This window comes from Neorhizobium galegae (genome assembly GCF_017877135.1).
Classification (GTDB): domain Bacteria; phylum Pseudomonadota; class Alphaproteobacteria; order Rhizobiales; family Rhizobiaceae; genus Neorhizobium; species Neorhizobium galegae_A.
Genome location: NZ_JAGIPH010000001.1, coordinates 874,591 through 896,114 on the forward strand (window position 1 = coordinate 874,591; position 21,524 = coordinate 896,114).

The window sequence follows — 21,524 nt, forward strand, 5'->3', positions numbered from 1 at the left end:
AATCGTGAACGAAGACTGCATCGGCAATCACTTGCTATCGAACCTGAATGTCGGACAACGGCCTGAGGGATGGCCGCGACAGTTTGGGAAAATCCGTCTTGATGAGGAATAGTATATGCGAATAGTCATGGTTGGTTCCGGTTACGTGGGCCTTGTTTCGGGCGCCTGTTTTGCGGACTTCGGCCATGAGGTTGTCTGTGTCGACAAGGCCGAGGAGAAGATCACCGCACTGAACAAGGGTGTGATGCCGATCTATGAGCCGGGCCTTGATCTCCTCGTCGGCAACAACAAGGCCGCGGGACGGCTGTCCTTCACCACCGATCTTGGTCCGGCTGTCGAAGCCGCCGACGTCGTATTCATTGCGGTTGGAACACCCTCGCGGCGTGGCGACGGCCATGCCGACGTGAGCTATGTCTATGCGGCAGCCGCTGAAATTGCCCAGTCTATCAAGGGTTTTACGGTTGTCGTGACCAAGTCCACCGTTCCGGTTGGGACCGGTGACGAGGTGGAGCGCATCATTCGCGAAACCAATCCGGACGCGGATTTTGCCGTGGTCTCCAACCCGGAATTCCTGCGCGAAGGTGCCGCCATCGACGACTTCAAGCGTCCTGACCGGATCGTGATCGGCCTGTCGGACGATCGTGCCCGCGCGGTGATGACGGAAGTCTATCGCCCGCTTTATCTCAACCAGTCGCCCCTGGTCTTTACCGGCCGGCGCACGTCCGAGCTGATCAAGTATGCGGCAAACGCCTTCCTTGCCATGAAGATCACCTTCATCAACGAGATCGCCGATCTTTGCGAAAGGGTGGGCGCCGATGTGCAGGATGTGTCGCGCGGCATCGGTCTGGATGGGCGCATCGGCGCAAAGTTCCTGCATGCGGGCCCGGGCTATGGCGGCTCCTGCTTCCCGAAGGACACCCTGGCGCTCGTCAAAACGGCGCAGGACCATGACAGCCCCGTTCGCCTGATCGAAACCACGATTGCCATCAACGACAATCGCAAGCGCGCCATGGGCCGGCGTGTCATCGCCGCGCTGGGCGGCGATGTGCGCGGCAAGAAGATCGCGCTCCTCGGCCTCACCTTCAAGCCGAACACGGACGACATGCGCGACAGTCCGGCCATTGCCATTGCCCAGACCCTGCAGGATTCCGGTGCAATCGTCTCGGGTTTTGATCCCGAAGGCATGGAAAACGCCCGCCAGCTGATCAATATCGAGTTTGCCTCGGGACCCTATCAGGCCGCAGAAGGCGCCTCCGCCGTCGTGCTGGTCACGGAATGGAACCAATTCCGCGCGCTTGATCTTTCCCGCCTGAAATCGTCCATGGCAGCTCCGGTCTTCGTCGACCTGCGCAATGTCTACCGGGCGCCGGAAGTGGAAGCCCACGGTTTTACCTACCATGGTGTCGGCAAAGCCGATTGATGCTTCGGCGGCGTCGCGCTTGCAAGCGCGGCGCCGCAACGCCCTCACACGTTGGACGATCCGGGTCACATCGACACTGGCCCGAAAAAGCTAGCAGATCAGGCTTGTTTCACCTTGGAACAGCTTGAGAACCGTCAGCCGACCTGTTGCATAGGCGCAGGTATCAATGCCGATGCGGCCAGGGCCGATATCGGGCTCTTGTACGGGCGTGTGACCGTGCACCACGATCATCGGCAACTGCGGTCCGCGCGAAATAAACGGCTCCCGGATCCACAGCAGATCCTCCTCGCTTTGCTCCTCGAGGGGAAGACCGGGCCTGACGCCCGCATGCACGAACAGATGTTCGCCAAGCCGAAGCGCACTTGGCATATTGCGCAGAAAGTCGATATGTGCAGCCGGGACGGTCTCGTCCAGGAGCCTCTTCAGCGCCACCACATCGACCTTGTCGCGCTTCTGGAGATTCTCGATATCGATGCCATAGGACATCAGCGTTTCACGTCCGCCGAAATCAAGCCAGGTCAGCACGGAACGTGGATCCTCGATGAATTTCAAGAACATGTCATCATGGTTGCCGCAAAGGGCCAGCCGGCGCAGCCCGGCTGCGCTGGGCTTGGCCAGATGGCTCAAAACCGCCGAGGAATCCGGGCCGCGGTCGACATAGTCGCCGAGCAACACGACAAGCCCCGGCAGGTTGCTGGCCGCCATATCGGCCGCAATGCGCGCTTCCGCCTCCAGCAATTCCTTCAGGCAGCCGTGCACGTCGCCAATTGCGTAAATCGCGTAACCCGGTGACTTTTGCCCGAGATCAATGCGAGGACGCAGATCGGCCGGCCGTGCCGCTTCTCCGCGCCCATTCATCCAGTCCACCATTTTACGAACGAAATTCAAACGCCACCTGCTGTTCGATCCAAAATCATTCCTGTCTTGCGGCTTCTCTGCCTGCCCAGTTTGGCAGCATTATGCTTGGCTTTGGCAAGCCGGACATGTCATTTTTGCACAGCCGTCCCCAAAGGGCGGCGCACAACTTCTCCCGAAGACTAGGGCGTCTCTCGTGCCATCAAGGGCGTGGCCCTTTTACGCTTTTCTCCGGATCAACTGCGCCCCGCAATCTGTCGCCCTGGCCCTGCCGGTGGCGGACGTCCGAGGGAGGCATTGGGACGAAATCAGGCAATCTTCGCCGTTGCGCCAGAAGATTGAAGCGCCTCGGATCACTGAACTCCGGGCGGAAGCTCAGTCGCTGGTTTCCCATGTAATAATAGAACTCCTGCCAGCCGTTGATTTTCGCTTCCAGCATGGACAAAAGTTCTTCGCTCAAGCCGAGGGGCTGCAGGGCTTTCTTCAGGATCTCCAGACTCTGATGCGCCATGACTGTACCGTCCGACTGCCCCTTGCTGAACTTGGCCCGCCACGCCGTGATCTCGCCCTGATCATTGCCGCGAATCTGGATGAATACCGAGGGCGCATCTTCCTCCCGTGACATCACCCAGAACATTACGCATTGCCATGTACCTCCGCTTTCAGTCGAAAACGTCGGCGGGTCTTGATCTGCGACAGCAAGGCTCAGGCACCGTTGTTCGGGCAGGCGAAAATCGATGATCGGGTCGGGCCTTTCATCGGCGGGCACAGCCAGGGGCCATGATCTCGAAGGTGCCCGCGGGACCTGCTGAACCTCTTGCCCGGGGGGATCAGACGATCGGATCCAGAAATCGATCCCGATTCGATGCATCACCAGTTTGAGGTTTCGCCCGTCATTGGCAAGCAGAACAACAGCCATCGTGACACTGGTAACCAGACCCAGCCAGAGCGCAACACCCAGCCGTTTGGGCGGCCGCGGCGGAGATCCCGAAGCTTCTTGGACACGGCCATCAGACATATCAACTGGTCATTCGCTCGGAGACACTATCGGTACTCTTCACGTGTATCAGCATTCACCGATGGTCAAGTCAAACCTTCATCACAAACCGCCTAGCGGCCCTCTTCAGAATCTACTAATTGGCACTCTACATCCGGTCGGCCAACCACGTTTGGCGTCCGTTCGAGTGCGTCTGAAAAGCGAATACCACGACCGCTTGCTCATTTTGTCCGTTGCAGATCATTCCAGAAGAGTGGATTGGTGTCAGACTGGATTTTCAGCCAGACGAAATCCGTATCGCGCCAGTTGCGGATCTCGTTCGTGCGGTTGTCCAGCACAAGATCGCCTGATTCTGCGCTAACCACGAGTACCGCATGCCCAACTCTGTTCGGCGTCAGGACGACGGCCATGCGCAGCTTGTTAACAGGCCATCCGAGCTTCGCCAACCTGCTGCGCTTGGTCAGCGCGTAATCTTCGCAGTCACCACGAGACACGTCGATGTTCCAATCATCGTGCCCAGGCGCGTCGTTTTGAGGTGTGATCTCCCGATTAACCTGAAGATTGACGGTGAACAGTTCCCGCATCAAGAGAGGTGTGAGGACCAGCTTGCGAGATGCTGTTTCCTCCTGGCATTCTTCCCCGTGGGCAACACAGAAGGTGACAAATGCATAGGGTGCAAGCGTCGGCTTAGCCGATTCAAGATGCGCATTTTTCCTCGGTGCGGGGGCTGCCAAACCGGCAGGCCCCACGGCAAAAGAGGGGGAAACATTGCTGACAAACATGACGGCAGCAAAGGCTGCAAGCATAAAATTCTTCATTGCCCGATCCCGTTGCACGTGGACGAAGCCGCTGGCGCCACGTCCTGTGCCTCCGTTCTAGCGGGTGGAAAATGATGGGCGCTTAAGTCGATCCCTCAAATTTTAAAGGCCTGCATTTTTGTCGTGGGCGGGTGGGAACAGCCTCATGGAGCGTCGTCCCCAGAAACAAGCGTTCTGCGCAGTTTCCATCTTTTTACAAGTAATGTGTTGTGTTACCAGACTTATGGACGCCGCCTTGAGTAGGGACTGGCCTGCCACGAACAACGGAGGCGGTTTTGACTGCTCGGCAAAACGCGCATGCCCCACATAATCTTGCCCCACCCTCTCCCATGGACCGTGAAGACGGCATAGTGGCCAAATGGTTGCGACTTATCGCGATCTGGTTTTTTGTGACTGCGCTTTGTGTCGTCTATCTCTCTCATGGCGCTGTCTATCCGGAAGCAATAAGTATCAGCACATTGCTGATGTCTATCTCGCTGATGCTTGGCTATTTTGCGCTTGGCGCTCCACAGGCCACGCGCAATATCTTTATCGGCATCCTGTGCATTTGGCTTTTTGTTGTGGCCTGGACAATCATGCAGGCAATGCCGTTGCCAGCTGGCATGACCGGCGACGCGGCCTGGCGCGTTCTCCAAGATATCGGCATGACCTCGCCGGAATTCATTTCGCCCGCACCGGCCGACACATTAGCCGCCCTCGGCCCCATCAGCCTGCCGGCCATCACCCTCCTCACTGTCCTGATACTCTTCCGCCGGGACACGGAAATTGAACGCGCCCTGCGCGTGTTCTGCCTAGCCGGAGGGCTGATGGCCGCCGTGGCCATCATACAGTTCATTGCTTTCCCCCAAGCTTTGATGCTGACAGAAAAACAATACTATTTCGGCTCCCTGACGGCACCGTTTGTAAACCGAAACACGGCGGCCACGTTTTACGGCGTAACGCTGATTGCAATAATTTCCCAGCTCAGGGGCGTGCGCGTTCGCATTATTCCCGGGAGTGATCTGTTTTATCGTCGGGATGGCTGGACGCCGCTTGAAGCTGGCGGCTGGCTTCTCCTTACTCTTATCACTCTCGCAGCGGTTGTTCTGACACAGTCGCGCGGAGGCGTCCTTGCAACAGCTGTAGCAGTGATGTGTCAGATCGCCTTCGGCGTCCTCTTCTCTTCCGATAGCGGCCAGCCCAACGGCATGTCAAAGGCGTGGAAAGGCGTGTCTCTAGGACAACTGCTTAGGGCGGCAGCTCTTGCAGTTCTCGCCATTCTTGTTGTCAGCTTCCTTGCCGGCCGCGCAATGCTTCGTGCGCAAGTTCAGGGACTGGATGACGGCCGTCTATGCGTCATGCCCGGTATCCTAGCAGCCATCAGAGATCACCTGATGATTGGCGCTGGAGCCGGTTCCTTTCCGGCCATCTTCCCAGCTTACAGAGACGCGGCATGCGGACTGACCGGCTATTGGCCGATGGCCCACAACTTCTACCTCGATGGGCTTCTGGCCATGGGCTTGCCTTTCATTGCAACAACGGGCGCCTTCATTGCATTGACAGCAACAGCAGTCGGAGCTGGACTCCGTCGTCGCCGGAAAAAGCGGTCTATAGTTGTTGCCGCAGCCTGCGTCACCATTCTTGTCTTGATCCATTCAGCAACTGACTTCTCGATCCAGATCCCTGGCTTTTCGACATGGTGGGTTTTATTTCTAGGTCTTTGCCTGACGGTCGCTTATGGGCGTCGCACCATGGTAAGAATAAAAAATTAACCAAATTTTGTGGTTTATTTGCTACAACCGTATTCAAGTTTTCTATAAAATAGTGCGTCGCAATAAAAAAATCTGGCGCTCAAGGGTTATCCGATATTCAGTATGAACAACCTTTCAATGATGTGGCGGGACGATTGGGGATGATGACAAATCGAATTTTAGCAATCGCGATAGCGGGTCTGCTGGCAGGATGCACCTCCCTGCCCCGGTCCGGACCGGATCAGCATGTTGTCGATTCTGGCGCCGCCGTGACGGTGGGCACCGGCGACCAGAAGGTTGGCATTGATTATGCACTTGTTGACATCAACAGTGCAGTTCTGAGCCACATATCTGGTGCGACCGAAGGTAGCTTGAGCAGGGGATTTGGCGCAAGGCGTGATGGCATCCCGGACATCGTTCTGGGTGTGGGCGACGTCGTGCAGGTGTCCGTGTTTGAAGCACAATCTGGCGGGTTGTTCATCCCTGCAGACGCAGGGGCTCGTCCCGGCAACTATATAACGTTGCCGAACCAGACCGTCGACCGACAGGGCAACATCTCGGTCCCGTATGCAGGATCGGTGAGCGCCGTCGGCAAAACGGTCAGTGATCTGCAGATCGAAATTGCCAGTCGCCTGGCCAACCGGGCGATCGAGCCACAGGTGGTGGTCTCGGTGATCGAAAGCCATTCGATGGAAGCCGCCGTTCTGGGCGATGTAAATAACCCGAAAAAGATTACCCTTAGCCCCTCTGGCGAGCGTATTCTTGACATCATCTCCGAGGCCGGTGGCCTCAGTGCTGCCGCAGCGGAAACCTCGATCACGCTTCAGCGTCGGGGAAAACAGGCAACCGCCGCCTATAATACATTGGCGCGAAACTCGGCAGAAAACATCTATGTTCAGCCAGGTGACACCATTATTGTCCGGCGGGACAAAAGAACCTATCTCGCCTTCGGCGTGACGGGCCAAAGCGGCAGTTTTGATTTTGAAGATACCGATTTGACGCTCGGAGATGCTCTGGCGAAAGCAGGCGGCCTTCTGGATGACAAGGCAGAGCCGAAGGCAGTTCTTCTGTATCGCAACGAAAGCAAACACTTTCTTGCAAGCCTCGGCGTTGACACTTCTCGCTTCAAGTCTGACACTGTACCCGTGATATTTCGTGCAAACCTGAGGGATCCGTCCGGTTTCTTCTCAGTGCAGAAATTCCCCATGCAGAACAAAGATGTGCTATACGTATCCACATCTGATGCCGTTGAGTTGACCAAGTTCCTGACAATCTTGAATTCGGCGACATCTTCAGTCAATAACGTGGCAAATACCCGCGACACCATTCGCAACCAGTAATGAGGAAGCTCGGTTTCGGCCGAAAAACATAATTCGGTCAATATCGACCAACCAGATTTGCTGATGCGCATACCGTCAGCAGGCTGGACGTTTGAAGAGGATCGCTCCTATGGGCACTATGCTTACAAAATCGCAGATCATCGTTTCCGGGCTGGCATTGCTGTTGGCCGGGGAGGTGGCAGCTCAAACGCCTAGCGCCACTCCAGCCGCGTCGGGGCAAGAGGCCGGGAATGCAGGGCCGCCGCCGCCGGCTGCTCCTTCCCGCGCGTCGTCTGAGCAGCTTGCTGCCTTTCTTGCTAATGCGCAGAGCATTCTGAATACGCCTGAAGATCAACTTGCCGATTTGGTCGCCTCGCTTCTGCTTGCGGCAACGGCTGAGGGAAAATTGACTGAGGCTATGACGGCCCTCCAGGCTGCGGCAATTGCTGCAAGCCCGACCCAAGCACAGGCATTGGTTATTGGCGCCGATATTGCTGCAACAAGTCTGACCGCCAGCCAAAATCAAGTGGCTGCGGCGCAGATCCAGGTTGGCGTTACTTCTAACGCTAGGCTCGCAGCCGCTGTATTGAGAGTGGAAAGTACCCGGCCACTAAGCTTCACGGCCGCACTTCCAGCGCCGGGTGCCGAGACGGCGGGGGCCGTTGGCATCGGTGAGGCGAATGGCGGGGTTGCTCCAGGGACAACCGGTGAACTCCCGGGCACAACAGGTCAGGCGGGCGGCACGGGGACGGCCACTGGAACAGGTGGTGGCGGTGGTACAACTGCATCCAGTTCGGGAACCAGTAGCGGATCTGGTACTTTCAGCGGTTCCACCGGAGGAAATTCATCTTCGGGGAGTGGCAATAACAACAATGGAGGGGGCACCTCTGTTAGCCCTACCGCAAACGGCTGATATCTCAACGACTCTACGATTAGGATGAACCGGTGAACCAACACCCTGTCTTTGTCACCAACCCAGATGCAGGCCAGGGTGAACCGGTTGCGCATGAGATCAATATTGACCAACTTTTGGCGATTGCCCGACGACAATGGATCATTGTTGCTGCGGCAATCGTTTTGGCCTTGCTAATTGGAATCTCTTATCTAATCACGGCGGTGCCCCTCTATACAGCTTCGACCAGCGTTCTCATCGACCGGGGGAACAGCGAGGTTGTCCAGCAACTTTCAACGATCGGCGGCGTCTTAGATGACGAGGCATCCGTACTCAGCCAGGTCGAGCTTTTGAAATCCGACACGATTGGACTCGCCACGGTCGATCGTTTGAAGCTGCAGAATAACCCGGAGTTCATGGCTTCCGGCGGCTCATTTGTCGCCACCATCAACTCCAGTATCAGAAGTTTACTAGCCTCTATTGGCCTGACATCAAGAGCAACTGGTGAACTCATTGACCCTGAAGAGGCGCTTCGCCGTTCGGCTCTTGGACGCCTTAAGGGTGGGCTGGCCATCCAACGTGTTGGCCGAGCCTACGTTCTTGAAATCGACTTCACATCGCCGTCGCCCGGCATGGCCGCAGCGGTCGCCAATGCTGTTGCAGAGTCTTACATCAGCGATAAGCTCGATGCAAAATATCAGGCGACCCGACGCGCCGGTGAATGGCTTCAGGATAGAATAGAAGAATTGCGTCAGCAGTCGCTCGCTTCCGACCTCGCCGTTCAAAAATTCAGAGCGGCTAATGGGCTGGTGACGGCAGGCAATGGACTTGTTTCGGATCAGCAACTGACCGAGCTGAACAGCGCGCTGATTGTTGCCCGTGCAGATACTGCGCGCGCACAGGCACGCTACGACCGTATTCAGGAGATATTGGCAAGCGGTCAGACGGATGCAATCGTCACTGATGCCCTTGACAGTTCCGTCATCAATACGCTGCGCCAAAAATTTCTGAACGCATCCAAACTCGAATCCGAGATCTCAAAGCGTCTAGGACCGGATCATGTGCAGGCCGTTCGTCTTCGCCAGGAAATGTCGGAATACAACCGACTGATGTTCGACGAGTTGAAGCGGATTGCGGAAAGCTATCAAAGTGAGCTGGAAGTCGCCCGCTCCCGTGAGCGCAATATCACCGAAGGCGTTCGCAAGGCGACTGGCGTCAGCGTCGCAGCCAGCGAAACACAGGTTCAGTTGCGCGAGCTGGAGCGCTCCGCCGAGGCCTATAAGAATCTTTACCAGACCTTCCTTCAGCGCTATCAGGAAGCGGTACAACAGCAGTCATTCCCTGTCACGGAAGCACGCGTTATTTCAAATGCTGTCGGACCCAGCACCCCGAGCAGTCCTCGCACTTCTATCGTCTTGGCAATATCCGTTGTAGTTGGGTTGATGTCCGGATGCGGCATCGCAGCCTTTCGGGAATTTCGTGATCGTTTCTTCCGCACAGGCGACCAAATTCGCGATGTCCTGGGTGTCGAGTATCTTGGAGCGACACCAGAGATTGCCAAAAAGACTGATAACGCAGTCGCAGCGCCCGGTGAAAAGGACATTCACTTCCGCAGCAGTGTATCGAACTTCTCGATCAATTTTCCGCTGTCTTCCTTTTCGGAAACCCTGCGTAGCTGCAAGATTGCAATCGACCTGAACATCAGCAAGTCGAGCAAGGTGGTCGGTGTTGTGTCCACCCTGCCTGGTGAAGGCAAGTCGACGATCGCCCTTAATCTGGCGCAGGTTCTGGCAAAGAGCGGTCGCACCCTGCTCATCGATGCCGATCTGCGCAATCCGGGCGCTACCCGCGCGATCGGTCAACACGCGCAGGCCGGCCTTATCCAGGTTCTGACGGAAGGCGTGCCTTACACCTCGCTTTTGCTGCATGATGCGGCGTCAGGTCTCGATTTCCTTCCAGTGGTCGTGAAGCGTCGCATCACACACTCCTCCGAACTGCTGGCATCTCCCCAGATGCACCAACTGCTCACCCGTGTTTCGGCTGAATATGATTACGTCGTCCTTGACTTGCCACCGCTTGCACCGGTTGTTGACGCTCGTTCGATCGCTGGCCGCGTGGATGGCTTCATCATGGTGGTGGAATGGGGTGCGGTTTCTCGCAAGGTCGTCAAGCAGACACTGGTGACGGAACACCAGATTGCTGAACGGACGCTCGGCGTTGTCCTCAACAAGGTCGACGTGCAGAAGCTCAAGCTGTACCGCGAATACGGCTCGTCCGATTATTACAGCTCGCGTTACAGCTCCTACTATGTCGATCATGAAACGTGAGCCAGTCATCGCCGCGGCTTTGCTCGCGGCATTGGCGGCGGTGAACTATTCGCAGATGCGATTTTTGCCGATGGCAGCAGAATATCGGGATCTGCTGCAACTGAGAAGGCTCGCTTATGCGGGGGAACCCCTGTTGGCCCCCGCTGTTGATGACGCTCTGAGGAGATCTGACGCAATCGTTGCGTCGTGTAATCACGATGGCATCACGGCTCTTGTCGATCTTTTGACCTGGCAGGCTGACAAGATTACCCCGAGCGAGAACCGCGAGGCTTGGCTCGAGAAGCTGCGGCGGATCGATGACGTCTCGGTCAAGGGTCTGCAATGCGAGCCGACGAACGGGTTTTTCTGGGCCCGTCTGGCATTTGCCCGCTGGTTTCTCGGGCATCCGGCAACCGAGCAGGCGATGCTTCTCGGATATTCACAGAGCTATGCGCCGGCAGAAATGCCCTCTCTCATCGCACGTATGACGCAGTGGAAGCGCGTTTCCAGCGCCGTCCGTGATCTGGCGCATGATCATATCGAGGCTGATATCCGGACCATCCTCAATTATGCGCCGCCCCGCGATGCCTTTGCGCAGCTTTCCGACCTGCCACCGGCCCTTGCGGACATGTTGAAGACGCAGTTGCCCCTGGTTTCACCGGAACGCCTGGAAGCTCTCTTGAAGGTTTCTGGTGCCGACAAGATTTTCACCGCCGAATAACGCCTCGTCGCGTCGAGTACCAGAAGGCGGCTGCGTCTCCGGACAATGGGACGATACACGTCCGATCAGGTAAGGGCCGGACATTCCTGATATCCTGCCCCTGAAAATCCTGTCTTCGGCCATGCCGCCGGCTTTCAATTGCCTCTTACCAAAGATCCACGTGGCGGTTGACGTCCTTGTAGAGGAGGTAGCGGAAGCGGCCCGGCCCACTGGCATAGCAGGCCTGCGGGCAGAAGGCGCGAAGCCACATGAAGTCGCCGGCTTCCACTTCCACCCAGTCGGAGTTGAGGCGGTAGACGGCCTTACCTTCCAGCACATAGAGGCCGTGCTCCATCACATGGGTTTCCATGAAGGGAATGGTGCCGCCGGGTTCGAATGTGACAATATTCAGATGCATGTCGTAGCGGATATCGGACGGATCGATGAAGCGGGTCGTGCCCCAGGCGCCATTGGTATCCGGCATATGGGCAATCTCATGCTCGCTCTCATGGGAAAAGATTGCCGGCGGCCGTTCCAGGCCTTCAACCGCCTGGAATGCCTTGCGCACCCAGTGGAATTTTGCCGGCGCCTGCGAGCCATTTTTGATCGTCCATGCAGAGCCTGCCGGCAGATAGGCAAAGGAGCCTTCCCGCAACGCATGCGGCGTCCCGTCAAGGGTTATGGTGATTTCACCGTCGACAACGAAAATGGCCGCCTGCGCCTTGGCATTGGGCTCCGGCTGGGCGCTGCCGCCGCCCGGCGCCACTTCCACGATATACTGCGCGAATGTCTCGGAAAAACCGGTCATCGGGCGGGCAATGATCCAGGCGCGGCTGTCGGTCCAGTGCGGCAGGAGGCTGGTGACGATATCGGTCATCACGCGGCGGGGAATGACGGCATAGGCCGTCGTGAACACGGCCTTGCTGGACAAAAGCTCGGTCTGTCCCGGCAGGCCACCCATGTTTGCATAATATCGTCTGTTATCCATCAACCTGTTCCCGTCACTCATGCTCTTTTGCCACCGGGACGCACACATCGAACCGGCGCCCGATACAGTCATATCGCCAAGCGGTGACAAGGCCAAGCGCAGGGTCTCCCGCGGGCCGCGAAGGATCGCCATGTTTCCGTTTACAGACCGCAGGACGCCCGCCCTGCCCTTCCACGCTTAGTACCGGCCGTTCAACGCCGGCAGCAGGCTGCATCGCTGCGCCTTCGCAAGGCGTCTGTGGATAAGGCGGCGCCCCGATCACCCCTTAGACCAAAGTCGTTCTGATCGGCATATTTGGGTTGTGTTAAATAGGATGTCTTCCTGTCCGTCCTCTTCGTCGGGGACAGATGCGAAAGAGCCGCCGCCGACCTTCCTGTCGGCGGGGCCAAGGAGGGGCGGATCGCTTGGGCGATACCGTTTTGCATCTTTCGCCCGGGTGAGGACCGGAACGGGAGCCGCCAGCGGCCTGAGAGGTGGCCGTCCGCGGGGGAAATTTGAGTGGATTTGGCCAGCCGGGAGGCTGGAAAGCCAGGAGGAGGCATACATGGCAGCAGTAGAAATGAGTGCCCGCGACCGTTCGCGGCCCATGACAGGCGAGGAGAAGAAGGTCATCATGGCCTCTTCCGCCGGCACCATCTTTGAATGGTACGACTTCTATCTTTACGGCTCGCTTGCCGCCATTATCGGCGCGCAGTATTTCACCGCCTTCCCGGAAGCCACTCGTAACGTCTTTGCCCTTCTTGCCTTTGCGGCAGGATTTATCGTGCGCCCGTTCGGCGCCCTCGTCTTCGGCGCGCTGGGCGATGTGGTCGGACGCAAATACACCTTCCTGATGACCATTCTCATCATGGGCCTGTCGACCTTCCTGGTCGGCCTGCTGCCTGGCTATAACAGCTGGGGTGCCGCCGCACCGATCATCCTGATTGCGCTTCGCATGCTGCAGGGCCTGGCGCTCGGCGGGGAATATGGCGGTGCCGCGGTCTACGTGGCCGAGCACGCCCCGGCCAACCAGCGCGGCTATTTCACCGCCTTCATCCAGACCACGGCAACGCTTGGGCTTCTGCTGTCGCTGATCGTCATCCTCGGCGTCCAGAGCTATGTGAACGCCAACTGGGCCCCGACCGCCGTCCTCGATGCCGCCGGTGCCGCCGTGATGAACCCGGACGGAACGGCCAAGATGATCAAGGCCTTCGACCTCTGGGGCTGGCGCGTTCCCTTCCTGGGCTCGATCCTTCTTCTGCTGGTCTCGCTCTACATCCGCATGCAGATGAATGAATCGCCCGCCTTCAAGAAGATGAAGGAAGAGGGTGCCGCCTCCAAGGCGCCGCTGCGCGAAGCCTTCGGCACCTGGAAGAACGGCAAGTTCGCCCTCATCGCGCTCTTCGGGCTTGTCGCAGGCCAGGCGGTCGTCTGGTATTCCGGCCAGTTCTACGCCCTGTTCTTCCTGCAGAACGTCATCAAGGTCGACAGCTTCACCGCCAACGTCATGGTGGCCTGGTCGCTGATCCTCGGCACCGGCGGCTTCCTGTTCTTCGGGTCGCTGTCGGACAAGATCGGCCGCAAGCCGATCATCCTCGCGGGCTGCCTGATTGCCGCGCTCACCTACAAGTTCGTCTTCCCGCTCCTGACGGAGACGGCGAACCCGGCGCTGCATGCGGCCCAGCAGACGGCCATCACCGTTACCTCGGCTCCTGGCGATTGCTCGTTCCAGTTCAACCCGGTCGGCACCGCCAAGTTCACCTCGTCCTGCGACATCGCCAAGTCCACCCTTGCGCGCTCTTCGGTGAACTATACCTCCGTTCAGGATCCGGCTGTCACGACGGCACAGATCAAGATCGGCGAGACGGTCATCCCGTCCTATGACGCGAGCAAACTGGCCGGCGATGCCGCCAAGGCAACGCCTGCCGCCTTCACCAAGTCGGTGAATGACGCGCTGACAGCTGCCGGCTATCCACTGGTGGCGGACAAGAACACGACGGTCATCCGCGCCTCGAACTTCTTCGACATCTTCACCGGCCAGAAACTCGGGGTCGTGCTGATCCTCACCTACCTCATCCTGCTGGTGACGATGGTCTATGCGCCCATTGCCGCCATGCTGGTGGAACTCTTCCCCACCCGCATCCGCTATTCGGGCCTGTCGCTGCCGTATCACATCGGCAATGGCTGGTTCGGCGGCCTGATGCCGGCAACCGCCTTCGCCATCTCGGCCCAGACGGGCAACGTCTATGGCGGCCTGTGGTATCCGATCATCATCGCCGGCGCGACCGTTGTGATCGGCGCGCTGCTGGTGCCGGGCAATACCCACAAGAAGGACATCTTTGCGGACGACGTGAAATGATCCACAGCGAAGCCGGTCCCTCGACCGGCTTCCTATGACATTGCGCAGAACAGACAGGCTGGCCCCCCGCCAGCCTGTTTCCGTTTGGCAAGCGTGCGACCTCGCGCGCCCAAAATCCTGCTGATACTTATTTCACGGATTCACGGAAGAAGGTCCGGGCCAACGGAGCAACCGGTCCGGTCAAGGAAGCGTACGTTACAGAAGAGCGCGATGCTGCAACGCCGCCTTGGAGCATTTTGTTTTAACGCATTTCCGGACGGAAAACCGTTTCACACTTTTCCTGGAAATGCTCTAGCGGCTGCGCCGTTCCCAAAGGGTCCAGCCGGCCAGAAAGACGGCAAGGATGACGGCATTGGCGAGGATGCCCGACAGCACCGCCGAAAGCCGAGTGGCGCCAACAGCGCCGGCTTCCGTGGTGAGCGGCAGCAGAATGGCAACGAAGACCACCCCCATGGCAAGCGGTGCGCGCATGCCCATGCTGTGGCGTGTTCGCACGGCCGTGACGAGCAGAAAGAAAATCAATCCGATCCGGAATGGATCCGTAAGCTGAGTACCAAGCAGTTCGATCATGCGGGACATTTCCTCCTCACCCCGCCTGCAAGGTTTCACAGGCGGGCGGAGCGGGCAAGCGCTGACACACGATAAGCCCAAACAAAAAGCCGGCGGAGAGAGGATCCCCGCCGGCCCGCATTCTCTCTGATGTCGTGGCGATCAGGCCAGCGTATAGGCCGTCTTCACCACGGTGAAGAATTCGGCGGCATACTTGCCCTGTTCGCGCGAGCCGAAGGACGAGGCCTTGCGACCACCGAAGGGCACGTGGAAATCGACGCCCGCCGTCGGCAGGTTGACCATGACCATGCCAGCTTCCGAATTGCGCTTGAAGTGGGTGGCGTGCTTCAGGCTGGTGGTCGCGATACCGGCAGACAGGCCGAAGGGCGTGTCATTGGCCGTGGCAAGCGCCTCTTCATAATCCTTGACACGGATGACGGCGGCAACAGGTCCGAAGATTTCCTCGCGCGAAATACGCATCTGGTTGGTGGCTTCGGTAAACAGCGCCGGCTGAAGATAGAAGCCGGGGGTTTCGCGCTCCAGGATCTTGCCGCCGAAGGCAAGCTTTGCGCCTTCCTGCTGGCCGATCTCGATGTAATCGGTATCCTGCTTGAGCTGCTTTTCATCCACGACCGGGCCGATATGCGTGCCGGCCTTCAGGGCGTTGTCGATGGTGAGCGACTGCAGCTTTTCCGTCAGCGCTGCCACGAAGCGATCATGGATGCCTTCCGTGACGATCAGGCGCGACGATGCCGTGCAACGCTGGCCGGTGGAGAAGAAGCCGGAATTGGCCGCGGCTTCGACGGCAACCGTCAGGTCGGCGTCATCGAGCACCACCATCGGGTTCTTGCCGCCCATTTCCAACTGGAACTTGCGGTTATGCTCGACGGAGGCGAGCGCCACACGCTTGCCGGTACCGGTGGAGCCGGTGAAGGTAATGCCGTTGACCTTCGGGCTGTCGAGGATCACCTGGCCAACGACGGAGCCACGGCCCATCACGAGGTTCAGCACGCCCTTCGGCAGACCGGCGCGGTGCAGGATATCGACGATGGCCCATGAGCAGCCCGGCACCAGATCGGCCGGCTTGAACACCACCGTATTGCCGTAGCAGAGCGCCGGGGCGATCTTCCAGGCGGGAATGGCGATCGGAAAATTCCACGGCGTGATGATGCCGATGACGCCGAGCGGTTCGCGGGTGATTTCGACGCCGATATTGGGACGGGCGGAGGGCACCATTTCGCCGGTCAGGCGCAGCGCTTCGCCGGCAAAGAAATCAAAGATCTGCGCAGCGCGGATGGTCTCGCCGATGCCTTCAGCGAGCGTCTTGCCCTCTTCGCGGGCCAAGAGACGGCCAAGCTCGTCCTTGCGCGCCAGGATTTCGTCCGCCGTCTTCTTGAGGATGGCGTGGCGCTCCAGAATGCCCGAACGCGACCAGGCCGGGAACGCCGCCTGCGCCGCCTCGATGGCGGCCTTGGCATCCTCGGCCGTCGCCTGTGCATAAAGGCCGACAACATCCTTGGTGTCGGACGGGTTGATGTTTTCCGATGCCTCACTGCCGACCCACTCGCCGGCAATCAGGTTCTGGTGAATGGTCATGGAGCCTCCTTCGGCGTTTTCGCCGTGATATTTAACTGATCGACAGACAGGGCCGCCGGATGATGGAACAATGGCCTGCCGGCTGCCCTGCATGCAAGGGCTGATTGTCGCGATTCGGTTCTGGCAACGCGCGACGCACGCACCACCCACAAGCTCTGGGCATAAAGGGGCATGGAGCATCCGGCGTCAAGATTATCTATCATACATTCCGCCAAAGTTATATGACAAGCTTCGTTGATGGCGAAATTGCCTCTCTGGACCCTTGCCTTATTAACGCTCAGGTTGTAGTCCGCACCCAATCCGGCAGGGTGCGACCTTTTGGGGCCGCACCCGAAAACGCGCTGCAAAACCTCGAATTTCAAAGGGATAGGCGGCCGCGGCAACGCGATCTTTTGCACCGCAAGAAATTTTATTTCGCGAAATCTGTTGCCATTTCCGGAAATTAGCATACATTGTCGTCATCGAACTTGGTTGTGACTTTGTCCGAGAGCTAAGGCGCTCTGTCGATTTCCTTTCAAAATATCGATCAGCCCGGCGGGTTTCGCGTCGGGATAACTTACGATTGACAAAGGAGATCGTCATGAACACTGGTACCGTAAAGTGGTTTAACAGCACCAAGGGCTTCGGCTTCATTCAGCCTGACAACGGCGGCGCGGACGTTTTCGTCCACATCTCTGCCGTTGAGCGCTCTGGCCTGCGCGGCCTGGCCGATGGCCAGAAGATCCGTTACGACATCGTCCAGGACAAGCGCTCGGGCAAGAGCTCGGCCGACAACCTGCAGGCGGCTTGATATTGTCATTCGCCCTAGCCGACCACGGATGTACTGGCGGTTAATCGGCTGAGTGACTTGAGGAGGTCGGGTTAACGCCCGGCCTTTTTGTTTTACGCGAGCACGTCGGGAGATGCGCGATGAGCAGACCGACTTATTCCGTCGGAGACATGATTGTCTTGAAGGCGGCAGCAGGCTCGAGGCAGGAGCGGACGGACATTTGCCGCATATCGGCTGTCATGCCCTCTGCCTATGGACATGCGCAATACCGGATCCGGTTCGAGAACGAAACGTTCGACCGTCGGATCATCGAGAGCGATATCGATCCTGAAAAGTCGACACGCTCTGCAATGCAAGAGAAGGCCGTCTCGCCCGCAAAGGGCAATTCGTGGCTCAATCCCGCCTCGATGAAGATCGGCAAGTAACCACCACAAGATGCACATAATGGCCCTTGCGGCCGTGCAAAAGGAGATGTTTTGCAGGTTCTGGTAAGAGACAACAACGTAGACCAGGCACTTCGGGTGCTGAAGAAGAAGTTGCAGCGCGAAGGTGTCTTTCGCGAAATGAAGGCGCGCAGCGCCTATGAAAAGCCGTCGGAAAAGCGCGCCCGCGAAAAGTCGGAAGCCATTCGTCGGCAGCGCAAGCTGGCGCGCAAGAAGATGCAGCGCGAAGGCCTGCTGCCCATGCCCAAGAAGGTTGCCGTCCGCGGCCGTCGCTAAATTTCGCTCCGTACCGTCCCTCACCCCTTTGCGAGAGGAGCCAAGATGACTGCCACGAAAGACGTTTTCTTCAAGCCCGGCAAGGTCTCTGCCCGTGAAAAGGCCGAAACCACCGACCACACCGCCCGCGCGATCATCGACGCGGAATCGGTCGCACGCGACAAGAAGACCGAACGCCTGAAGCAGGCACGCCTCGCCAAGGAAGCGGAAGAGACGGTGGAAGACGCGCCGAAGGCCGCAAAGCCCCGCAAGGCTGCTTCCAAGAAGTAGGCTCACGCGTTCTGCTGCTTTCCAGAAAAAGGCCGCGCCCTATCGGGCGGCGGCCTTTTTGGTTTGGCGCCGACACCCGCCCGCTACGGGATCGGCATGTTTCTCCCAGTCGAAGCCAGGGCTGATCCGCCCCGCCCCTGTCCTGTGGGCGTACCTCCTTGCGCGCGTCGCCAAAATCCTGCGGGCAGCGCCGGATCAGCCGCCGGAGCCTGCGTTCGGCGCCTGTGGTGTGCCCGGCAGATCGCCAGGCCGGATCACCGGCGTTTCGCCGACCGACGGGGCTGGTTCGACAAGCCCCTGGTCCCCAACGGGCGGCGCCTTCAGGACGCCGTTGCAATCGGCAAGATCAGGTGCCCTGCCCTGCCCGCTGCGCCCGGTCTTTGCGGATGGCTGACCCTGCTGTGCCGGCGGCAAGGTGCATTTTTCGGCAGACGCGGCCGGACTGCCCTCCTGGGCAAGAGCCCGTCCGGTGGCCGATGCGCCGGCAGACAGGCCAAGGCTTACGACTGTGGTGAGGATCAAGCGGTGCATGGGATGTCTCCTTCCATCCCCTCAACACCGGCGAGCGTCGGCCGTTCCCGCAAAACCGTTCAAATCTCCGATGGGTAGCGATCAAGCCGCGGATCCGCCCTGCCGGTCGAGCCACGGTCCATATCCGGCATCACATCTTGCCGCGAAAGCTGTCGCGATAGACGATGAGGGGGATGACCCGCTCCACATCCGGTTCTGCGTCGGGGTTTGCCAGCCGCCGCTCGAGCAGTTCGACCGCCCGTCTCGCCATGACATCCGGATCCTGACGAAAGGTGGTGAGGCGGTAGTTGAGCCAGGCGGCCTCCGGCACATCGTCAAAGCCGATCACCGCCAGATCATCGGGCACGGCAAGGCCTGCCTCCAGCCGCATCACATCCATCAGTCCAAAGGCGATGAGATCGTTGGCGCAGAACACCGCATCCGGCAGGTCCTCTCTATCCGCCATCAGCTGGCGTGCCGCCACCACGCCGCTGTCGTAATCGGAATCGCGACCGCGCGCGACGCGCACCGTAAATCCGGCCGCTTCGACCGCGGCAACGAAGGCGGTTTCCCGCTCCAGAATAGCCGGCGTTGCGGAATGGGAGCCGGCAAAGGCGAAACGCCGCCGCCCGGCCGCAAGGAAGGCAAGGGCTGCCTGCTGCGACGCCTCGGAATTTCCCGCTCGCACATGGTCAGCATCGGGCTCCGAGCGGCCGATCATCACCACCGGCTGGCCATTACGCCGGGCAAGCTCGAAGAAGCTGGCCGGCGGCGATCCCGAGAGAATGATGGTGGCTTCGGCGCGGTGACCGATCAGCATTTTCTGCGCGGCCACCAGTTCCTCTTCCGTCTGCCCGGTATTGATGAGGATCGGCACATTGCCGCGCTTTATCAGCACCTTGGACAGTGCTGCCGTGAGATGGGCACGAAAACCCACTTCCGGGCGCGTCGCAACGATGCCCACCAGCCGGCTCTGGTTGTTGAGGACGCCGCGCGCCAGATCGTTGACATGGTAGCCGAGTTCCTGGGCCGCGTGCATCACCTTTTCGCGCGTCGCAGGCGACACGCTGGCGCCGGGCGTGAAGGTGCGCGAAACGGCCGAACGCGACACACCGGCCCGCCTCGCCACTTGCTCGGCACTGACGAAACGCATGCGGGGGCCTCTGCCGTTTTTCATTCCGTTCACTCGTCCCAGTGGAGGCCGCCAGCATCATGGATGCCGGTCAACCGAAGACTTCCCGCACAGGCGTGCAACACCTGGTCAAATGTCTTAGAACCTCTGTCTGACAGTCGAATGACAGGGTTTCCCGCAAAGGCACCGGCCCGGCCATGCAGTTTCACCCGGCATTTTGCTGATAAATTATCAGTTTGACGGAAAGGGAAGGAACCAAGACGCAAGCCTCGGATTGTCCTCGATTGAGGGTAGAAGGAAGCCGCATATGTTCATCGATCCTGCACTGGCCCATCTTGGTGCTGCGCGCCTGTCTTCAAACGACGTGGACTACGCAGAAGCCGCACAGGCCCGCATCCGCGCCGAAATGATCGAGCTGATCCCGGCGCTGAAGGCATTTGCTCGACGCCTTGACCGGAGCCCGACCAATGTCGATGACCTTGTGCAGGAGACCCTGATGCGGGCGCTTGCCAATCTTGACAAGTTCCAGGAGGGCACCAGCCTCAAATCCTGGCTCTTCACCATCCTGCGCAATACGTTCTGCACGAAGTTCGGCCTTGCCAAGCGTGAGGTGATCGGCATGGATGATTGCGCCTCTGCCCGCCCGACCGTCAATGCGCCGCAGGAATGGGCCGTGCGCGCGCGCGAATTTCACCGCGCCCTGCTCGACCTTCCGCAGCACTATCGCGATGCGGTAGACATCATCCTGATCCAGGGCGAGAGCTATGAGGTAGCGGCCGAACGCTGCGGCTGCCCGGTCGGCACGATCAAGAGCCGCGTCAACCGCGCCCGCGCGCATCTTGCCGAGCAGCTCGGCTGATCGGCGTTCAAGCCCTCCTGAGTCTTCCTGAAAAATAAGACGATCCGGATGCCCCCCGCCTTTACTGCGTAATGGCGTGCGGGCTCGGTTGTCCCGGCTCATCGCCGCTTTGGGTAAACGGGCGGGAGGTGAGAAAAAACAGGGCGACAAGAGCGACCACCGCCACCAAGATAATCCAGCTTCTTTTCATGGGATTACCTCAACGAGAATAGAATAAAGAAGCCGAAGCCGGATGTGTCGGGGCACGTCCGGCTTCGGCGCATCTGCGATCGCGTCCGCCGTTACATCTGTTCGGACTGAGCACCGCTGTTGGGCTTGGCCGTGCCAAGGTTCGGCTTCTCGCCAAGCGCCATGCTGGAGACCGGATCCTGCGCCACGGCTTCCTTCTCTGACAGCGGTGCGCCTTCCAGATTGAGCGCAACAGCCGTTGCCAGCATTTCGATATGGCCAAGCTCTTCGGTTGCCGTGTTCATCAGCATGTCGCGGAATTTGGGATTGCCGCGCGCGCCGCAGGCTTGGAAGAAATACTGCATTGCCACGCGGATTTCCCCTTCCACGCCGCCGATAGCCTGCTGAAGCGCACGCGCAAACAGGGGATCGGGCTTGTCGACGCGGACCGGATACTGCAGCTTGCCGTCGGTATAAAACATGTCTCTCCTTCAGGTTGGTTCGTCAGCCCAAAAAGACGGATGTGGAGATGTTCCCTGCCAACTTGGCGCCGCCGGCCGATCCGGAAAAGCGCCGGCGCCAGCCGATG

General features: G+C 59.1%; 19 protein-coding genes and 1 pseudogene. 11 read left to right on the forward strand and 9 right to left on the reverse strand.

Annotated features, from left to right (window positions below; genetic code table 11):
• Positions 1 to 115: 115 nt before the first annotated feature.
• A complete protein-coding gene (locus tag J2858_RS04355; RefSeq protein WP_210103486.1) occupies positions 116 to 1,420 on the forward strand; it encodes a UDP-glucose dehydrogenase family protein in 1,305 nt (434 codons plus the stop codon).
• Between the two features lie 90 nt (positions 1,421 to 1,510).
• Here J2858_RS04355 and J2858_RS04360 read toward each other — a convergent pair whose 3' ends face one another.
• The 3 genes from J2858_RS04360 to J2858_RS04370 form a co-directional block, all read right to left on the reverse strand.
• On the reverse strand, positions 1,511 to 2,278 hold the full coding sequence (locus tag J2858_RS04360; protein ID WP_245365540.1) for a metallophosphoesterase family protein: 768 nt from the start codon (positions 2,276 to 2,278) through the stop codon (positions 1,511 to 1,513).
• 199 nt (positions 2,279 to 2,477) lie between these two features.
• Positions 2,478 to 3,293, reverse strand: a complete 816-nt coding sequence (locus J2858_RS04365; RefSeq protein ID WP_210103487.1) for a DUF6030 family protein — start codon at positions 3,291 to 3,293, stop codon at positions 2,478 to 2,480.
• A gap of 200 nt (positions 3,294 to 3,493) precedes the next feature.
• Positions 3,494 to 4,090 carry a transglutaminase-like cysteine peptidase gene (locus J2858_RS04370; RefSeq protein WP_210103488.1) on the reverse strand — a complete coding sequence of 199 codons (597 nt, stop codon included), beginning with the start codon at positions 4,088 to 4,090 and terminating at the stop codon, positions 3,494 to 3,496.
• Positions 4,091 to 4,440: 350 nt separating this feature from the next.
• Here J2858_RS04370 and J2858_RS24290 point away from each other — a divergent pair, with 350 nt between their 5' ends.
• From J2858_RS24290 to J2858_RS04390, 4 genes are all read left to right on the forward strand, one after another.
• Positions 4,441 to 5,841, forward strand: a complete 1,401-nt coding sequence (locus J2858_RS24290; protein WP_210103489.1) for an O-antigen ligase family protein — start codon at positions 4,441 to 4,443, stop codon at positions 5,839 to 5,841.
• Between the two features lie 140 nt (positions 5,842 to 5,981).
• On the forward strand, positions 5,982 to 7,160 hold the full coding sequence (locus J2858_RS04380) for a polysaccharide biosynthesis/export family protein (RefSeq protein ID WP_210103490.1): 1,179 nt from the start codon (positions 5,982 to 5,984) through the stop codon (positions 7,158 to 7,160).
• Positions 7,161 to 8,084: 924 nt separating this feature from the next.
• Positions 8,085 to 10,358 (forward strand): polysaccharide biosynthesis tyrosine autokinase, encoded by a 2,274-nt coding sequence (locus tag J2858_RS04385; RefSeq protein WP_432443248.1) that lies wholly within the window; start codon positions 8,085 to 8,087, stop codon positions 10,356 to 10,358.
• A complete protein-coding gene (locus J2858_RS04390) occupies positions 10,339 to 11,058 on the forward strand; it encodes a hypothetical protein (RefSeq protein ID WP_210103491.1) in 720 nt (239 codons plus the stop codon). The genes J2858_RS04385 and J2858_RS04390 overlap by 20 nt, the downstream gene beginning before the upstream one ends.
• Before the next feature lie 145 nt (positions 11,059 to 11,203).
• Here J2858_RS04390 and J2858_RS04395 read toward each other — a convergent pair whose 3' ends face one another.
• Positions 11,204 to 12,025 (reverse strand): bifunctional allantoicase/(S)-ureidoglycine aminohydrolase, encoded by an 822-nt coding sequence (locus tag J2858_RS04395; RefSeq protein ID WP_210103492.1) that lies wholly within the window; start codon positions 12,023 to 12,025, stop codon positions 11,204 to 11,206.
• 544 nt (positions 12,026 to 12,569) lie between these two features.
• Between J2858_RS04395 and J2858_RS04400 the strand changes: the two genes are divergently transcribed.
• Entirely contained in the window at positions 12,570 to 14,363 is a 1,794-nt protein-coding gene (locus J2858_RS04400; protein ID WP_432443249.1) for an MFS transporter, read from the forward strand.
• A 291-nt stretch (positions 14,364 to 14,654) separates the two neighbouring features.
• Here J2858_RS04400 and J2858_RS04405 read toward each other — a convergent pair whose 3' ends face one another.
• Complete coding sequence (locus J2858_RS04405) at positions 14,655 to 14,933, reverse strand: hypothetical protein (protein WP_210103493.1); 279 nt, start codon at positions 14,931 to 14,933, stop codon at positions 14,655 to 14,657.
• A 141-nt stretch (positions 14,934 to 15,074) separates the two neighbouring features.
• A complete protein-coding gene (locus J2858_RS04410; RefSeq protein ID WP_210103494.1) occupies positions 15,075 to 16,508 on the reverse strand; it encodes an aldehyde dehydrogenase family protein in 1,434 nt (477 codons plus the stop codon).
• A 580-nt stretch (positions 16,509 to 17,088) separates the two neighbouring features.
• Here J2858_RS04410 and J2858_RS04415 point away from each other — a divergent pair.
• The 4 genes from J2858_RS04415 (at position 17,089) to J2858_RS04430 (ending at position 18,266) form a co-directional block, all read left to right on the forward strand.
• Entirely contained in the window at positions 17,089 to 17,298 is a 210-nt protein-coding gene (locus tag J2858_RS04415; protein ID WP_210103495.1) for a cold-shock protein, read from the forward strand.
• Positions 17,299 to 17,417: 119 nt separating this feature from the next.
• Complete coding sequence (locus J2858_RS04420) at positions 17,418 to 17,702, forward strand: cold-shock protein (protein WP_210103496.1); 285 nt, start codon at positions 17,418 to 17,420, stop codon at positions 17,700 to 17,702.
• A gap of 51 nt (positions 17,703 to 17,753) precedes the next feature.
• Positions 17,754 to 17,996, forward strand: coding sequence for a 30S ribosomal protein S21 (gene rpsU, locus J2858_RS04425; RefSeq protein WP_210103497.1), 243 nt, complete (start codon positions 17,754 to 17,756; stop codon positions 17,994 to 17,996).
• Between the two features lie 45 nt (positions 17,997 to 18,041).
• Positions 18,042 to 18,266 carry a hypothetical protein gene (locus J2858_RS04430; protein WP_210103498.1) on the forward strand — a complete coding sequence of 75 codons (225 nt, stop codon included), beginning with the start codon at positions 18,042 to 18,044 and terminating at the stop codon, positions 18,264 to 18,266.
• A 195-nt stretch (positions 18,267 to 18,461) separates the two neighbouring features.
• On the opposite strand, the gene J2858_RS04435 is transcribed toward J2858_RS04430, so the two are convergent.
• A complete protein-coding gene (locus J2858_RS04435; RefSeq protein ID WP_210103499.1) occupies positions 18,462 to 18,797 on the reverse strand; it encodes a hypothetical protein in 336 nt (111 codons plus the stop codon).
• A gap of 130 nt (positions 18,798 to 18,927) precedes the next feature.
• Positions 18,928 to 19,929: a LacI family DNA-binding transcriptional regulator gene (locus tag J2858_RS04440; RefSeq protein ID WP_210103500.1), complete on the reverse strand. Its 1,002-nt coding sequence runs from the start codon at positions 19,927 to 19,929 to the stop codon at positions 18,928 to 18,930.
• Positions 19,930 to 20,215: 286 nt separating this feature from the next.
• Here J2858_RS04440 and J2858_RS04445 point away from each other — a divergent pair, with 286 nt between their 5' ends.
• Positions 20,216 to 20,767 carry a sigma-70 family RNA polymerase sigma factor gene (locus J2858_RS04445; protein WP_210103501.1) on the forward strand — a complete coding sequence of 184 codons (552 nt, stop codon included), beginning with the start codon at positions 20,216 to 20,218 and terminating at the stop codon, positions 20,765 to 20,767.
• A 341-nt stretch (positions 20,768 to 21,108) separates the two neighbouring features.
• Here J2858_RS04445 and J2858_RS04450 read toward each other — a convergent pair.
• Positions 21,109 to 21,417 (reverse strand): annotated as a pseudogene (locus tag J2858_RS04450) (manganese catalase family protein); the annotation flags it as partial.
• Between the last annotated feature and the right edge of the window lie 107 nt (positions 21,418 to 21,524).

Coding starts and splice junctions, on each gene's coding strand:
- J2858_RS04355 (WP_210103486.1), top strand. CDS start 116: ATGCGAATAGTCATGGTTGGTTCCGGTTACGTGGGCCTTGTTTCGGGC.
- J2858_RS04360 (WP_245365540.1), bottom strand. CDS start 2,278: ATGAATGGGCGCGGAGAAGCGGCACGGCCGGCCGATCTGCGTCCTCGC.
- J2858_RS04365 (WP_210103487.1), bottom strand. CDS start 3,293: ATGTCTGATGGCCGTGTCCAAGAAGCTTCGGGATCTCCGCCGCGGCCG.
- J2858_RS04370 (WP_210103488.1), bottom strand. CDS start 4,090: ATGAAGAATTTTATGCTTGCAGCCTTTGCTGCCGTCATGTTTGTCAGC.
- J2858_RS04380 (WP_210103490.1), top strand. CDS start 5,982: ATGATGACAAATCGAATTTTAGCAATCGCGATAGCGGGTCTGCTGGCA.
- J2858_RS04390 (WP_210103491.1), top strand. CDS start 10,339: ATGTCGATCATGAAACGTGAGCCAGTCATCGCCGCGGCTTTGCTCGCG.
- J2858_RS04395 (WP_210103492.1), bottom strand. CDS start 12,025: ATGGATAACAGACGATATTATGCAAACATGGGTGGCCTGCCGGGACAG.
- J2858_RS04400 (WP_432443249.1), top strand. CDS start 12,570: ATGGCAGCAGTAGAAATGAGTGCCCGCGACCGTTCGCGGCCCATGACA.
- J2858_RS04405 (WP_210103493.1), bottom strand. CDS start 14,933: ATGATCGAACTGCTTGGTACTCAGCTTACGGATCCATTCCGGATCGGA.
- J2858_RS04410 (WP_210103494.1), bottom strand. CDS start 16,508: ATGACCATTCACCAGAACCTGATTGCCGGCGAGTGGGTCGGCAGTGAG.
- J2858_RS04415 (WP_210103495.1), top strand. CDS start 17,089: ATGAACACTGGTACCGTAAAGTGGTTTAACAGCACCAAGGGCTTCGGC.
- J2858_RS04420 (WP_210103496.1), top strand. CDS start 17,418: ATGAGCAGACCGACTTATTCCGTCGGAGACATGATTGTCTTGAAGGCG.
- J2858_RS04430 (WP_210103498.1), top strand. CDS start 18,042: ATGACTGCCACGAAAGACGTTTTCTTCAAGCCCGGCAAGGTCTCTGCC.
- J2858_RS04435 (WP_210103499.1), bottom strand. CDS start 18,797: ATGCACCGCTTGATCCTCACCACAGTCGTAAGCCTTGGCCTGTCTGCC.
- J2858_RS04440 (WP_210103500.1), bottom strand. CDS start 19,929: ATGCGTTTCGTCAGTGCCGAGCAAGTGGCGAGGCGGGCCGGTGTGTCG.
- J2858_RS04445 (WP_210103501.1), top strand. CDS start 20,216: ATGTTCATCGATCCTGCACTGGCCCATCTTGGTGCTGCGCGCCTGTCT.